This is a genomic window from Vibrio sp. 1069, assembly GCF_033340555.1.
On record NZ_JAWOWP010000014.1, the window covers coordinates 1 to 14,565 of the forward strand.

The 14,565-nt window shown below is 47.3% G+C and carries 16 protein-coding genes; 8 read left to right on the forward strand and 8 right to left on the reverse strand.

The window, feature by feature from the left end; genetic code table 11:
• The first annotated feature begins 161 nt into the window (after nt 1-161).
• Complete coding sequence (locus tag R7040_RS18410; RefSeq protein ID WP_005379096.1) at nt 162-710, forward strand: gamma carbonic anhydrase family protein; 549 nt, start codon at nt 162-164, stop codon at nt 708-710.
• A gap of 7 nt (nt 711-717) precedes the next feature.
• Here R7040_RS18410 and R7040_RS18415 read toward each other — a convergent pair whose 3' ends face one another.
• The 4 genes from R7040_RS18415 to R7040_RS18430 all read right to left on the reverse strand — a co-directional run bounded on the left by R7040_RS18415 (nt 718) and on the right by R7040_RS18430 (nt 3,442).
• Nucleotides 718-981, reverse strand: coding sequence for a DUF1488 domain-containing protein (locus R7040_RS18415; RefSeq protein ID WP_064376867.1), 264 nt, complete (start codon nt 979-981; stop codon nt 718-720).
• A 3-nt stretch (nt 982-984) separates the two neighbouring features.
• Complete coding sequence (aroE, locus tag R7040_RS18420) at nt 985-1,818, reverse strand: shikimate dehydrogenase (RefSeq protein WP_017821584.1); 834 nt, start codon at nt 1,816-1,818, stop codon at nt 985-987.
• A gap of 101 nt (nt 1,819-1,919) precedes the next feature.
• Nucleotides 1,920-2,837 carry an oxygen-dependent coproporphyrinogen oxidase gene (hemF, locus tag R7040_RS18425; protein ID WP_054579451.1) on the reverse strand — a complete coding sequence of 306 codons (918 nt, stop codon included), beginning with the start codon at nt 2,835-2,837 and terminating at the stop codon, nt 1,920-1,922.
• A 47-nt stretch (nt 2,838-2,884) separates the two neighbouring features.
• Nucleotides 2,885-3,442 carry an L-threonylcarbamoyladenylate synthase gene (locus R7040_RS18430; protein WP_005379084.1) on the reverse strand — a complete coding sequence of 186 codons (558 nt, stop codon included), beginning with the start codon at nt 3,440-3,442 and terminating at the stop codon, nt 2,885-2,887.
• 199 nt (nt 3,443-3,641) lie between these two features.
• Here R7040_RS18430 and purE point away from each other — a divergent pair, with 199 nt between their 5' ends.
• Together purE and R7040_RS18440 are read left to right on the forward strand one after the other, a co-directional pair.
• The gene (gene purE / locus R7040_RS18435; protein WP_064354421.1) at nt 3,642-4,127 is read left to right on the forward strand and encodes a 5-(carboxyamino)imidazole ribonucleotide mutase; all 486 of its coding nucleotides are present in this window, start codon (nt 3,642-3,644) and stop codon (nt 4,125-4,127) included.
• Nucleotides 4,128-4,131: 4 nt separating this feature from the next.
• Nucleotides 4,132-5,265, forward strand: coding sequence for a 5-(carboxyamino)imidazole ribonucleotide synthase (locus R7040_RS18440; RefSeq protein ID WP_213967860.1), 1,134 nt, complete (start codon nt 4,132-4,134; stop codon nt 5,263-5,265).
• 63 nt (nt 5,266-5,328) lie between these two features.
• Here the strand turns inward: R7040_RS18440 and R7040_RS18445 are convergent, their stop codons facing one another.
• From R7040_RS18445 to R7040_RS18460, 4 genes are all read right to left on the reverse strand, one after another.
• The gene (locus R7040_RS18445; protein ID WP_213967861.1) at nt 5,329-5,898 is read right to left on the reverse strand and encodes a type I DNA topoisomerase; all 570 of its coding nucleotides are present in this window, start codon (nt 5,896-5,898) and stop codon (nt 5,329-5,331) included.
• A gap of 78 nt (nt 5,899-5,976) precedes the next feature.
• A complete protein-coding gene (locus tag R7040_RS18450; protein ID WP_031823674.1) occupies nt 5,977-6,456 on the reverse strand; it encodes a DUF494 family protein in 480 nt (159 codons plus the stop codon).
• A gap of 2 nt (nt 6,457-6,458) precedes the next feature.
• The gene (gene dprA, locus R7040_RS18455; RefSeq protein WP_149192458.1) at nt 6,459-7,568 is read right to left on the reverse strand and encodes a DNA-processing protein DprA; all 1,110 of its coding nucleotides are present in this window, start codon (nt 7,566-7,568) and stop codon (nt 6,459-6,461) included.
• Nucleotides 7,552-8,646, reverse strand: a complete 1,095-nt coding sequence (locus tag R7040_RS18460; RefSeq protein WP_017821578.1) for a LysM peptidoglycan-binding domain-containing protein — start codon at nt 8,644-8,646, stop codon at nt 7,552-7,554. The genes dprA and R7040_RS18460 overlap by 17 nt, the downstream gene beginning before the upstream one ends.
• A 138-nt stretch (nt 8,647-8,784) precedes the next feature.
• On the opposite strand from R7040_RS18460, the gene def reads away from it, so the two are divergent.
• From def to R7040_RS18485, 5 genes are all read left to right on the forward strand, one after another.
• The gene (gene def / locus R7040_RS18465; RefSeq protein WP_064354423.1) at nt 8,785-9,303 is read left to right on the forward strand and encodes a peptide deformylase; all 519 of its coding nucleotides are present in this window, start codon (nt 8,785-8,787) and stop codon (nt 9,301-9,303) included.
• Nucleotides 9,304-9,336: 33 nt separating this feature from the next.
• Nucleotides 9,337-10,284: a methionyl-tRNA formyltransferase gene (gene fmt, locus R7040_RS18470; protein ID WP_064354424.1), complete on the forward strand. Its 948-nt coding sequence runs from the start codon at nt 9,337-9,339 to the stop codon at nt 10,282-10,284.
• Nucleotides 10,285-10,366: 82 nt separating this feature from the next.
• Nucleotides 10,367-11,650 carry a 16S rRNA (cytosine(967)-C(5))-methyltransferase RsmB gene (rsmB, locus tag R7040_RS18475; protein ID WP_064354425.1) on the forward strand — a complete coding sequence of 428 codons (1,284 nt, stop codon included), beginning with the start codon at nt 10,367-10,369 and terminating at the stop codon, nt 11,648-11,650.
• Between the two features lie 63 nt (nt 11,651-11,713).
• Nucleotides 11,714-13,090, forward strand: a complete 1,377-nt coding sequence (trkA, locus tag R7040_RS18480; protein WP_005379062.1) for a Trk system potassium transporter TrkA — start codon at nt 11,714-11,716, stop codon at nt 13,088-13,090.
• 9 nt (nt 13,091-13,099) lie between these two features.
• Entirely contained in the window at nt 13,100-14,545 is a 1,446-nt protein-coding gene (locus tag R7040_RS18485; protein WP_017821575.1) for a TrkH family potassium uptake protein, read from the forward strand.
• The last annotated feature ends 20 nt before the right edge of the window (nt 14,546-14,565 follow it).

Genomic DNA, 14,565 nt, shown 5'->3' on the forward strand with positions numbered 1-14,565 from the left:
TCAGCGAGGTGGCATTATAGAGATTGCGATCACATTGGCAAGCCCTTTTTCTCGTTTTTTTTGATTTTTTTATCGTTTGGGTGTTTTTTATTCTAAAAGGCGAGTTTTCACTACTATTCTACCTCCATACACCCTGTAATCGCCCTGAATAAGGAAAAAAGATGAGCTCAATGAGAAGCTACAAAGGTATAAAGCCTGAACTTGGTGAGCGTGTTTACGTTGACCCAACCTCTGTTTTAGTCGGTGATATCCGAATTGGCGATGATTCTAGCATTTGGCCATTGGTAGCAGCGCGAGGCGATGTAAACCACATTCACATTGGTGATCGAACGAATATTCAAGATGGCAGTGTTTTGCATGTCACCCATAAGAACGCCGAAAACCCAAACGGCTACCCATTGATTATTGGTAATGACGTTACGATTGGCCACAAAGTGATGCTGCACGGTTGTGAGATCCACGATCGTGTTTTGGTTGGTATGGGAGCTATTGTTTTAGATGCTGTTGTAATTGAGTCAGAGGTGATGATCGGAGCAGGCAGTTTAGTGCCACCTGGGAAAGTATTAGAAAGTGGCTACTTATATGTTGGAAGCCCAGTAAAACAAGCTCGCCCTCTATCAGAAAAAGAACGAGCTTTCTTGCAAAAGTCTGCCAACAACTATGTGCAGAACAAAAACGACTACTTAAATGAAGTAAAAGACTTGAACTAAAGCCCTGTTAACCGATGATGATATAGCCTTCTTCGTTGAAGGCTTCATCTTCTATTAGCTCTTCAGCCATTTCTTCTAGGTCGAATCGGTAATCAGTAAACACTTTAATTGCCGCTTGCTCAGTTTCAATCAGTGAACCACTGAGCTTTTCTAACTTTTGTTTCGTCACAAAGCACTCTATTAGTGCGCCTGATTGTTGCGCCGAAAAGTTTACCGATTGTGATACTTCATCCCATGATTGAATATCTGGGAATAAGATGGATTGATTCATCGCTTATTGACCTTCAAGGTTCTTTCTTAGTTCTCTGAGAATTTGTTTGGCACCAGGACGTAAGCCACGCCAGAGCATAAAGCTTTCCGCAGCCTGCCCAACTAACATTCCAAGACCGTCATACGCATGAGCGGCACCATTCTCTTTTGCCCATAAGTTAAAGCTCGTCACCCCTTTGCCATAAATCATGTCATAGCTTGTACTGTTAGCGGCAAAGATGGAAGATGAAATAGTCGGCAGTTCACCACTAAGAGAAGCGGATGTGGAGTTAATGATGACATCATACTCTTCATCAATACTTGCCATCTCTTTGGCGAGGATAGGACCGTGAGAGACAAACAGCTCTGCGAGCTCCTGTGCTTTACTAAAGGTACGGTTGGTAATGGTTAAAGAGGTCGGCTTTTGATCAAGTAGTGGCTTAATAACACCACGAGCGGCACCACCAGCGCCAATAATTAGGATTCGCGCGCCTTCCAATACAACCTGATGCTGAAGCAGATCTTGCACTAAACCTGCACCATCAGTGTTGTCACCGATGATTTCACCATCGTCTAACTTCTTGAGGGTATTTACCGCGCCTGCTAACTGAGCCCGTTCTGTCAATCGACTAGCAAATTGATAAGCATCTTCTTTAAATGGCATAGTGATGTTGCACCCCTTGCCACCTTCAGCAAAAAACACCTTCGCCGCGTCAATAAAACCATCAACAGGTGCACTTTCTGCGGTATACACCAAAGATTGATTAGTTTGACGAGCAAACAAGGTGTGAATGAATGGCGACTTACTGTGTCCGATAGGATTACCAAACACGGCATAGCGATCGATTTGCTGGGTCATTTCCTTACCTTTGTTCCTTACTTAGATATAGAGAAAACAGGGCCACCTGATTACAGATGACCCTATCACTATCTATCTATATAGAAAAGGAGATTCCGTGCTTACCACTCTCGGGCCGTTAGGTATCGCTCGTAAAGTTCAGCTTCTGGCGATCCCGCTTCTGGCTCGTAGCAGTACTCCCAGCGAGCGAGCGGCGGCATTGACATCAGAATCGACTCAGTACGCCCACCACTTTGTAAACCAAATAAGGTGCCACGGTCATACACTAAGTTGAACTCTACGTAACGGCCGCGACGATATAGTTGGAATTCACGCTCACGCTCACCATACTTGATCTCTTTACGACGAGAAACGATCGGCAAGTAAGCCTGGCAATAGCCTTCACCCACTGCTTTGATGTAAGCAAAACACTTATCAAATTCCCACTGGTTTAGATCATCAAAGAACAAACCGCCAACACCGCGAGTTTCATTACGATGTGGTAGGAAGAAGTATTTGTCACACCATGCTTTATGCTCTTGGTAAACATCGTCACCAAATGGCGCACAAAGCAGTTTTGCAGTGTCGTGCCATGATTGGCAATCTTCTTCAAATGGATAGAACGGCGTTAGGTCAAAACCACCACCAAACCACCAAATTGGGTCTTCGCCATCTTTTTCTGCAATAAAGAAGCGGACATTGGCGTGTGAAGTCGGTACGTAAGGGTTTTTAGGGTGAATAACCAAAGAAACACCCATCGCTTCAAAACGACGACCCGCTAGCTCTGGGCGATGCGCTGTCGCAGATGCTGGCATTTCTTTCCCTTCCACATGCGAGAAGTTCACGCCTCCCTGCTCGAAAACAAGGCCATCACGCAAAACACGTGAGCGACCACCGCCACCCAGACGCTCTCCTTTTTCACGTTGCCATGCATCTTCGACAAAGACGGCCTTTCCATCTTCTTGTTCTAACTGCTGACAAATGGAGTCCTGAAGTGACATCAAGAACTGCTTTACGGCGTGCTTATCGATCGCTGACATACGTTATTACCTATTACGTGAAACCTAATGATGGCTGGCTAGCAGGGTTAACCCTGTCTTAATATTTGTGAAGTTTTGGCGTCACGAATCTCGCTGGGTTTATCACGACCGCTGGTCTCGCCACGAAGAATGGCGACCAGCTTATCACCCAACTGTTCTTCGACTTCTTCCGTGGTCATACACGGTGGTAAGCCGGAAAGATTCGCGCTGGTAGAGGTTAACGGCTTTCCGAATGCATTACACATTTTTTGCACCAAAGGATGATCAGTCACACGAACCGCAATTGAATCAAACTGCCCTGAAACCCAGTTGGATACTTTATCGCTCGCTGGCATGATCCAAGTGTATGGGCCTGGCCAAGTGGCATGAACAGTCTGTAATTGTTCTTCAGTCAACTGAGATTCATCAATATAAGGCAAGAGCTGATCGTAACTTGCAGCGATGAGAATCAGCCCTTTTTCTACCGGACGCTGCTTGAGCTCTAATAGCTTTTGAATTGCTTCTGGGTTATCTGGATCACATCCGACACCAAAAACCCCTTCTGTTGGATAGGCAATCACTTCGCCTTGCTTGAGTGCGTTGAGCACTTGTTCAAAGTTATCCACCGATTACTTCCTATTTGTTTGACTGTGTTGTTTTCACTAAGTGTACAAATATTCATTCTCAGACACTAAAGCAATTTTTTTATAAAATGTATCAATAGCGCCAACAACAAGACGCAAACGTTTGCTTGAGATAAAAATCCCCGTATAATGCGCACAAATTTATAGCTCACCTAATTTTTGCAGCTTAAAGGAGTTTGAGATGAAAGTCGGTATCATCATGGGTTCTAAATCCGATTGGCCAACCATGAAACTAGCAGCGGACATGCTAGATCAATTTGGCGTGCCTTACGAAACAAAAGTCGTGTCAGCACACCGAACTCCTCAATTACTGGCTGACTACGCCAGTGGCGCAAAAGAACGCGGCATCAAAGTTATCATCGCAGGCGCAGGTGGTGCAGCCCACCTACCTGGTATGGCGGCGGCGTTTACTAGTTTGCCAGTGCTTGGGGTTCCCGTTCAGTCTCGTGCACTGAAAGGTATGGATTCACTGCTTTCTATTGTACAGATGCCAAAGGGAATTGCGGTTGGTACATTGGCGATTGGCGAAGCGGGCGCAGCAAACGCCGGTATCCTAGCTGCGCAAATCCTAGGCACTCATGATGAAAACATCATGGCGAAGGTAGAAGCATTCCGTAATGAGCAAACGGAAACAGTTCTCGCAAATGCAAACCCTGCAGAGGATTAATCAGATGCATGTACTGGTTCTTGGTGCGGGTCAGTTGGCTCGTATGATGTCTCTGGCTGGTGCGCCACTGAATATTCAAATTTCAGCTTACGATGTCAGCAGCGGTGATGTCGTTCACCCTTTAACTCAACAGGTACTTAGCCATGGCTTGGAAAATGCGATTACGCAAGTTGATGTGATTACTGCCGAGTTCGAGCATATTCCACATGACGTGCTCAAGGTTTGCGAAGCGAGCGGCAAGTTCCTACCAAGTACGCAAGCCATCAAAGCAGGTGGTGATCGCCGTATTGAAAAAGCACTGCTTGATGATGCTGGCGTGCGCAACGCGAAATACTACGTCATTGAAACTCGTGAAGACTTTGAGCGCGCAATTGAACACGTTGGTATGCCAATGGTTCTGAAAAGTGCATTGGGTGGCTACGATGGTAAAGGCCAATGGCGCTTAAAAGAAGCTTCTCAAGTCGACGACATTTGGACTGAGATGGCAGAGTGCATTGCCGCAACACCAACTCAAGCGATTGTTGCTGAGGAATTTGTCCCTTTTAACCGCGAAGTTTCACTGGTTGGTGCTCGCGGTAAAGATGGCAGCGTTGAAGTGTACCCTCTGGCAGAGAACGTCCACACCAATGGTGTATTGAGCCTTTCTACTGCGATTGATGCACCAGAGTTGCAAGAGCAAGCAAAACAGATGTTCACGGCCGTTGCCAACAGCTTGAATTACGTTGGTGTGCTAACGCTGGAGTTCTTCGATGTTGACGGTACTTTGCTAGTCAATGAAATCGCACCACGCGTACACAACTCTGGTCATTGGACTCAACAGGGTGCAGAAACCTGTCAATTTGAGAATCATCTACGCGCCGTGTGCGGCATGCCTTTGGGTAGCACGAAGTTGGTTCGTGAAACCTCGATGATTAATATTCTTGGTGAAGACACACTACCAGAAGCATTGCTAGCGATGGATGGTTGCCACATTCATTGGTACGGCAAAGAAAAACGTGCGGGTCGCAAGATGGGCCACATCAACGTATGTGGTGACTACACTGGCGAACTTAATCGTAAACTTTGTGCATTAGCAGACGTATTGGATGAACAGGCTTTCCCAGCCGTGCACGAGTTTGCGAAACAAGCACAACGCTAAAATCTAGCCCCAAAAACCACAAAGGGTCGCACGATGCGACCCTTTTTAATTCCTTTGATGTATTTACCCTTGTTGAGTGTGCTGGCACTTACGGTTGGCACATTGCAATTTCACACCACTGGCGAGTTTCTTCTCCACCAACAACGTAAAACCACATTCTTCGCATCGCCCCTTGACCGGAGCAAGGTTCACAGCAAATTTGCATTTAGGGTAGTTATCACATGCGTAGAAAGTTTTACCAAAACGCGTCTTACGTTCAACTAAATGACCTTTACCGCATTCAGGGCACGCGTGGTGCTCTTGCGACTGCTTTTCTGGCTCAGGTTGATTAATCGACTCAATATGATGGCACGCCGGATAGTTACTGCAACCAACAAACATGCCATAACGCCCTTGGCGTAATACCAACTCGTTACCACAATCTGGACAAGGAACGCCAAGCTCTTTGACGATGTGTCCATCATTGTTGTGCAGGGCTTTGATGTAATCACAGCTTGGGTAGTGGCTACAGCCAAGAAAGGGACCGTGTTTGCCATGTTTGAGGGTCAACTCGCTGCCACATTTAGGACACGGCTCGTGTTCCAATGAGTGTTCATGGGCAGAGAAAAGGGTGTTGTCGATTTTACTACTCATACTTACCGTTTCGTGAAAAACACACCAAAAGACAAGCTCGCGTTCTTGCTAGCTAAACTCGAACTTGCCTAGATTGGGTTAGTGAAGAATCCCTTGTTCTTTGGTGTACAACAGCTCTTCCATTAGCGTATAAGCGTTTTCATTACCAGGCACATTAAACAGCACCATCAAAATGATCCATTTGAGGTCTTCAAGCTCAAACTCGCTCGTTTCTAGCCCCATCACTCGGTCAATCACCATTTCACGAGTTTCTGTCGTCAATACATTGATTTGCTCAAGGAACAATAAAAAACCTCGGCACTCCAAATCCAAACGCTGTATCTCTTTCGCAGTGTAGATACGAGTCGATGATGACGCGATACAAGCCGAAATCGCAGAAGATGTATCACTTTGCTGCAGCGCTGCGAGCTCTTCTAACCAGACAAGGGCTTTATAGATATCTTTTTGTTGGAAGCCAGCGCGAAGCAATTCTTCTTCCAACTCGTCTTGTTCGACCTGTAACTCTGCATCGCTATGGATGTAGGTTTCGAATAGATACATCAGTATATCCATCATCATAGCTAGCCCCTCCCCTTTCGAATATAGCCACCTGAAACCGCAACGACATGCCCAGAGAGTTCTAACTCTAAGAGCTGCATCATGACTTCTTGGACAGGTATATTGGTCCTGTTTGCAAGAATATCAACCGGTGTAGCTTCACTTCCTACGTTAGCTAACAGCTGAGGAAATGGCAATTCTTCTTCATCATTTAACGTAGAAAATAAATCGGTACTCTGATTAATAGACCAATCAAGCAAGGACTGTATTTCATCTAAGACATCTTTCGTCTTTTCTACGAGGCAAGCGCCATGACGTATCAACTGGTTTCCACCGCAGGCATTGGGGGCATTGATTGACGCTGGCAGCGCAAATACTTCTCGACCTTGCTCAAGCGCGTAACGAGCTGTAATTAACGAGCCGCTCTTTTTCGCCGCCTCGACGACCAGCACACCAAGCGATAATCCACTAATAATACGATTACGACGCGGGAAGTTTTCTGGGCGCGGCTTGGCATTAGGCCGAAACTCAGACACCAAAGCCCCATGTTCAATAACACGTTGCGCTAAACCACGATGACGTGCCGGATAAATATTTTCTAAGCCAGATCCTAGCACCGCAATCGTCTTACCACCCGCTTGCAACGCACCATCATGCGCATGACCATCAATGCCTAAAGCGAGACCACTGGTGACAATAAAATCGTGCTGAACAAACTCTGCAGCAAACTGACGTGCATGCTGTAATCCATCAATACTCGCATTTCGACTGCCAACCATCGCGATTTGTGGCTGAGAAAGACAAGTAGGGTTTCCTTGAACAAAAAGTAGAGGTGGCGGTGCAACGATTTGTTTGAGTTGAGGTGGATAACGCGGGTCAGTCAGTGTCAGGATATGATGGTTTGTAGAAGCCTCAAGCCAGCTTAAACAAGCATCGACTTCTTTATCTGTTGAAGCCCAAGCTTGAATTTGCTTAGTTGTTAACCCAAGTTGTTGTAGCTGTTCAGGAGAGAAGTTTACGATGTTACATGGCGTGTCTCTTGCCAGTAGCTTATTCATTTTGACGCCGCCAATGCCTGGTAAACAACTCAGTTTTAACCAGGCAACGAGATCATCGTTATTTCGTCGATTCATCGATGGTTAATTCGTCCGCCAACGGTGACACCACCGAAATATCTTGGTTAATGGGTTTCGTACTGTTAGTGATCAGTGCCAAGCTAAAGTACTCATAAGGACGAATGACCAGCAACTCACCAACTTTGCTTTGAGGCAAAGTAATTTTCTTATCAAGCACGCCAAACTCTTTCTTGAACTCATCGCCGTCTTTGTAAACTGGGTGCGCGTCTTCTTTTAAATCAAACACACTGCCTTGCTTGAGATTATCTGACGTGCCTTTATCAATCACCACGACTTGGTTAGTTGAACTAAAGCGAATACCTTCGATATTACCTAGCAACTTTGCAGAACTGCCTTGTGGCGACGGCAGCGGATAGAACGTAGTCGTGAAGTCAGTATTCTCAACCGATTGATTTGGCAACGCGATATCGTTACGTAGGATTTCTTGCATTTGCGATGTAAGCTTCAAACCTGAATAATCACTCGAAGCTTCAACGAGCTCGCCTTTGGCAATCAAACGCAGCGCGGTAATCTCTTCGGACACATCGTCACGCGAAAAGGTAGCTACTGGTCGGTAAATAGCCCAACCTGTCGCGGTCTGATTGCCATTGATATACAGCACATCTTCTGCAGTCAGATACTTACTGCCTTTGCTGCTACCCATCACTTTTGCTGCTCTGTTCAACGAATCTTTATCTAGCAACCGATCCGATTTGAGGTAAGGCATCACCAAACCTTCCGCGACCGTTGGTACGGCTTTCTTTTCTGTGATGCGAGCTTTCGGGCTCAGCTTCTTAACCGGTTTTAGGCTCAACACGGGCTGACCGTTAATCCACACCAAAGACAGCTTGTCTCCGGGATAAATTAAATGAGGGTTATCGATTTCTGGGTTTACTTGCCATAAACGAGGCCACAACCACGGGCTATCCAAGTACATGGCCGAAATATCCCATAGCGTATCGCCCTTCACAACTACATATGTTTGTGGCGCATCATCTTTAACAGTCAGTGGGTTCGCATCCACATTTGCTACAGCGTTGAAAGAGAAAAGTAACGGCAACGTAACACTGGCAACGTTGCGGAAAATTCGATTCATGACCCTCGTCCTTGATCTATTAAGCAGGAACCAGAATGGAAATTGGTGCAAGGATGCTGTCATTTAGGCTATAAAATGTCTAGAATTGAGACAACAAGGTTTGTGCTGTTTCGGCACAGTTCAATATTTCGAGTGAATATGTCTGTATTACAAGTATTAACATTCCCGGATGATCGCCTGCGCACAGTCGCAAAGCCTGTTGAAGCGGTGACACCTGAGATTCAAAAAATCGTCGATGACATGATTGAAACCATGTACGACGAAGAAGGTATTGGCCTTGCTGCAACGCAGGTTGATATCCACAAACGTATCGTAGTGATTGATATTTCAGAAACTCGCGATGAGCCGATGGTGCTTATCAACCCTGAGATTCTGGAAAAGCGTGGTGAAGACGGCATCGAAGAAGGCTGTCTATCGGTACCAGGTGCTCGCGCACTTGTGCCTCGCGCTGCTGAAGTTACGGTTAAAGCCCTAGATCGCGACGGCAAAGAATACACATTTGACGCTGACGATCTGCTAGCAATCTGCGTTCAACACGAACTAGACCACCTAATGGGTAAACTGTTCGTTGATTACCTATCGCCACTTAAGCGTAAGCGTATTCAAGACAAGCTAGCGAAAATCAAACGCTTTAACGAGAAACAGCAAAACGCTTAATCTCGATACAATTTAATTAGAAGGAAGCCTACCTTGAGTCAGTCTTTACGTATTGTCTTTGCAGGTACTCCGGATTTCGCCGCCCGTCACTTGGCGGCGTTGTTGTCTTCGGAGCACGAAGTAATTGCGGTATACACTCAACCAGACCGCCCAGCAGGTCGTGGTAAGAAGCTTACTGCCAGCCCAGTGAAAACCATCGCGCTTGAGCACGATATTCCGGTATACCAGCCAGAAAACTTCAAATCAGATGAAGCCAAGCAAGAGCTTGCTGATCTGAACGCCGACATCATGGTGGTTGTGGCTTACGGTCTATTGCTTCCACAAGTCGTGCTAGATACGCCTAAACTGGGCTGTATTAACGTGCACGGTTCGATTCTTCCTCGCTGGCGTGGTGCAGCTCCTATCCAACGCTCAATTTGGGCTGGTGATGCAGAAACAGGTGTAACCATCATGCAGATGGACATTGGCTTGGATACAGGTGACATGCTGAAAATCGCAACATTGCCGATTGAAGCAAGTGACACCAGCGCATCTATGTACGAAAAACTTGCAGGCTTAGGCCCTGATGCTCTGATTGACTGCCTAGCAGACATCGCAACAGGTAAAGCTGAGCCAGTAAAGCAAGATGACGAGCTTGCAAACTACGCGAAGAAGCTAAGCAAAGAAGAAGCACGCATTAATTGGAATGACGACGCGGCACACATTGAGCGTTGCGTTCGCGCATTCAACCCATGGCCAATGAGCCACTTTGAAGCGGCTGAAAACAGCATCAAAGTATGGCAAAGCCGTGTGGCAGAACAAAGCAGTGGCAAGCCAGCGGGCACGATTGTGCAAGCAGATAAAACCGGTATTTATGTTGCGACAGGCAATGGCACACTGGTACTGGAACAACTGCAAGTTCCGGGTAAAAAAGCCATGTCAGTTCAAGATATTTTGAACTCACGTGCATCTTGGTTTGAAGTTGGCACCCAACTGGTTTAAAAAGCCAGACAATAGTGTCAAAGACCAATAATACGAACTTTTAGAGGGCAGAGATGCCCTCCTTTACTTTAAGGTACTCATCATGAATGTTCGCGCTGCGGCTGCCAACGTCTTGTATCTTGTCGTCGACAAGGGCCACTCACTTTCAAGCGCTCTTCCAGCGGCTCAACAAAACGTACGACCACGTGACCACGCTCTTCTACAAGAGATCTGTTACGGCGCTCTACGTTACCTCCCTCGCCTAGAAATGATTGCAAACCAATTGATGGATAAGCCGTTAAAAGGCAAACAACGCGTTTTCCATCACCTTATTTTGGTTGGCATTTATCAACTAAGCTTCATGCGTATTCCTGCGCACGCTGCAGTCGGTGAAACGGTTGAAGGTACTAAAGAGCTGAAAGGCCCTCGTCTGCGCGGTCTTATCAACGCGGTATTGCGTAACTACCAGCGCAACCAAGAAGAGCTAGACCAAATGGCGGTCAGCAACAATTCGGGCAAGTACGGCCACCCAAGCTGGTTACTTAAACTGCTGCAAGAAGCTTACCCAGAGCAGTGGGAAAGCATTGTTGAAACCAACAACCAAAAAGCGCCAATGTGGCTGCGTGTAAACCACCAGCACCATACTCGTGATGAATACCTAACGCTACTCAAAAATGAAAACATTGATAGCACGCCACACACAGAAGCAATGGACGCCATAAAATTGGCCGCACCATGTGACGTGATGAAGCTACCTGGTTTTGAAAAAGGTTGGGTTTCGGTCCAAGATGCGGCGGCGCAGCTCTCGATCAACTATCTAAAACCACAAGACGGCGAACTGATTTTAGATTGCTGTGCAGCGCCAGGTGGCAAGACGGCGCACATTCTAGAGCGCACGTCAGGCAGTGAAGTGGTCGCGATTGACTGCGACGACACACGCTTGAAACGTGTGCATGAAAACCTGAAGCGTCTCAACCTTCAGGCAAAAGTGGTTTGCGGTGATGCGCGTAATCCACAAGAATGGTGGCAAGGCGAGCAATTTGATCGCATTTTGCTGGATGCCCCATGTTCTGCGACTGGCGTGATTCGTCGTCACCCAGACATCAAATGGCTACGTCGTGCAGACGACATCACCGCATTAGCAGAGCTGCAAAGTGAAATTTTTGATGCCATGTGGACGCAACTGAAGCCCGGCGGCACCATGGTTTACGCGACTTGTTCAATCACACCGCAAGAAAACGTGGAGCAAGTAAAAGCGTTTTTAGCACGTACCGCGGATGCGCAACTGCTGGATTCTGATCCCGACCAGCCTGGTCGTCAAATTCTACCAGGCGAAGAAGATATGGATGGTTTCTACTACGCAGTGCTAACTAAAACACACGCGTAACAGCATGCTAAATAGGGCGATTGAAGTGATTTCAATCGCCTTTTTCAGATACGAGAAAAGAGTATGAAGATCATTATTCTTGGTGCAGGTCAGGTTGGCGGCACACTGGCAGAAAACCTAGTGGGTGAAAACAACGACATCACCATCGTCGACAATAATGCCGACCGACTGCGTGAATTGCAGGACAAATACGACCTGCGTGTGGTCAATGGCCATGCGAGCCACCCAGACGTGCTGCATGAAGCTGGCGCGCAAGACGCCGATATGCTCGTCGCAGTAACCAACACTGATGAAACCAACATGGCTGCCTGTCAGGTCGCGTTCACTCTATTCAATACCCCAAACCGCGTTGCACGTATTCGCTCTCCAGAATACTTGGCAGAAAAAGAAGCCCTGTTTAAATCTGGCGCTATTCCTGTTGATCACCTTATCGCACCAGAAGAACTCGTCACGAGCTACATCGAACGTCTGATCCAATACCCAGGCGCGCTGCAAGTGGTGAGCTTTGCTGAACAGAAAGTCAGCCTAGTGGCGGTGAAAGCCTACTATGGTGGCCCGCTGGTGGGTAATGCGCTGTCTGCTTTGCGTGAGCACATGCCGCACATCGATACCCGTGTGGCGGCTATTTTCCGCCAGGGTCGCCCGATTCGCCCACAAGGCACCACGATTATTGAAGCCGACGATGAAGTGTTCTTCGTTGCAGCAAGTAATCATATTCGCTCAGTGATGAGTGAGCTTCAGCGTCTAGAAAAACCGTACCGCCGCATCATGATTGTTGGCGGGGGTAACATCGGCGCAAGCTTGGCTAAACGCCTAGAGCAAACTTACAGCGTGAAGCTGATTGAGCGTAACTACCAGCGTGCAGAAAAGCTCTCTGAGCAACTAGAAAACACCATCGTGTTCTGCGGTGATGCGGCAGACCAAGAGCTTCTCTCGGAAGAGAACATCGACCAAGTCGACGTCTTCATCGCGCTGACCAACGAAGATGAAACCAACATCATGTCTGCAATGTTGGCAAAACGCATGGGCGCTAAAAAAGTGATGGTGCTGATCCAACGTGGCGCTTATGTAGACCTGGTACAAGGCGGCGTAATTGATGTAGCAATCTCACCTCAGCAAGCCACTATTTCAGCCTTGCTAACGCACGTTCGTCGCGCTGATATCGTAAACGTGTCCTCACTTCGCCGCGGCGCTGCGGAAGCGATTGAAGCCGTCGCTCACGGTGATGAAAGTACATCTAAAGTGGTTGGACGTGCGATTGGAGATATAAAACTTCCACCTGGGACCACCATTGGTGCTATCGTTCGTGGCGAAGAAGTTCTTATTGCCCACGACCGTACGGTCATCGAGCAGGATGACCATGTGGTGATGTTCCTGGTCAACAAAAAATACGTATCAGACGTCGAAGCGCTATTCCAGCCGAGTCCATTCTTCCTCTAGGATTTTCCTATGGTCAACTTACGTCCCGTACTGTTTGTTATCGGGCTGGTTTTATCCAAACTGGCCCTGTTTATGTACGTGCCGACTTTGGTCGCTTTCTTTACCGGTACGGGGGGATTCCTCGATTTCGCCCAAGCCGTTGTGATCACGCACCTTGCCGCCTTCATCTGCCTAACGATAGGTCGAACCGCCAAGTTCAAACTCAGCGTACGCGATATGTTCCTCATCACCAGTTTGGTTTGGACCATCGCGAGTGCGTTTGCCGCCTTGCCATTTGTGTTTATCAACCACATCAGCTTCACCGACGCCTACTTCGAAACGATGTCGGGTATCACCACGACGGGCTCAACGGTGCTCAGTGGCCTAGACAACATGGCGCCGAGTATATTGTTGTGGCGCTCTATTTTACAGTGGCTTGGTGGCATTGGTTTTATCGTGATGGCGGTAGCAGTGCTACCTATGCTGAATGTCGGTGGTATGAAGCTATTCCAAACCGAATCATCAGATTGGTCGGATAAAAGTAGTCCAAGAGCGAAAACGGTCGCCAAAAACATCGTAGCGGTTTATTTGATGCTAACAGGCCTATGTATTTTGGGCTACTTGATCACCGGCATGAACCTGTTCGAAGCAATCAACCATGCCTTTACTACGCTATCGACGGGTGGATACTCTACGTCTGATGGATCAATGAACCACTTCTCTAATGGCGCACATTGGGTGGCCACTACCTTTATGTTCTTAGGTGGTTTGCCGTTTTTGCTCTTTATCGCCGCGTTACGTAAACGCCGTATTGATGTGTTGGTTAACGACGCTCAAGTTAGAGGATTTGCGTACCTGTTCGTATTCTCTAGCTTAGTGATTTCAGCTTGGCTAGTGATTCGAGATGGGTACACCATTTTGGATGCCCTGCGAGTGTCGATGTTTAATATTGTCTCTGTCGTCACCACAACTGGCTTTGGCTTAGAAGACTTCACCGCATGGGGCGCATTACCCACTACTCTTTTCGCATTCTTAATGATGGCGGGAGCATGCTCAGGATCAACGTCTGGCGGGATCAAAATCTTCCGCTTCCAAATTGCGATGACGCTGCTAAACAAACAAATGATGAAGTTGATTCACCCTTCAGGGGTGTTTGTACAGCGTTATAACCAGCGACCGGTGAATGATGATATTGTTCGCTCAGTGGTGGCATTTGGCTTGATGTTTTTTATCACCATTATCTTTATCGCGGGTTGTTTAAGTGCTCTTGGCCTCGACCCTGTGACCAGTATTTCTGGCTCAATCACCGCCGTTGCCAATGTTGGCCCTGGTATGGGTAGTGTGATTGGCCCGACAGGCAACTTCGCGCCTCTGCCCGATACTGCCAAATGGCTCTTAAGCTTTGGGATGTTAATGGGCCGCTTGGAAATTCTGACTATTCTTGTACTGTTCTTTCCTGCGTTTTGGCGCCGCTAAGCAGACTCTAATTAAAAGGT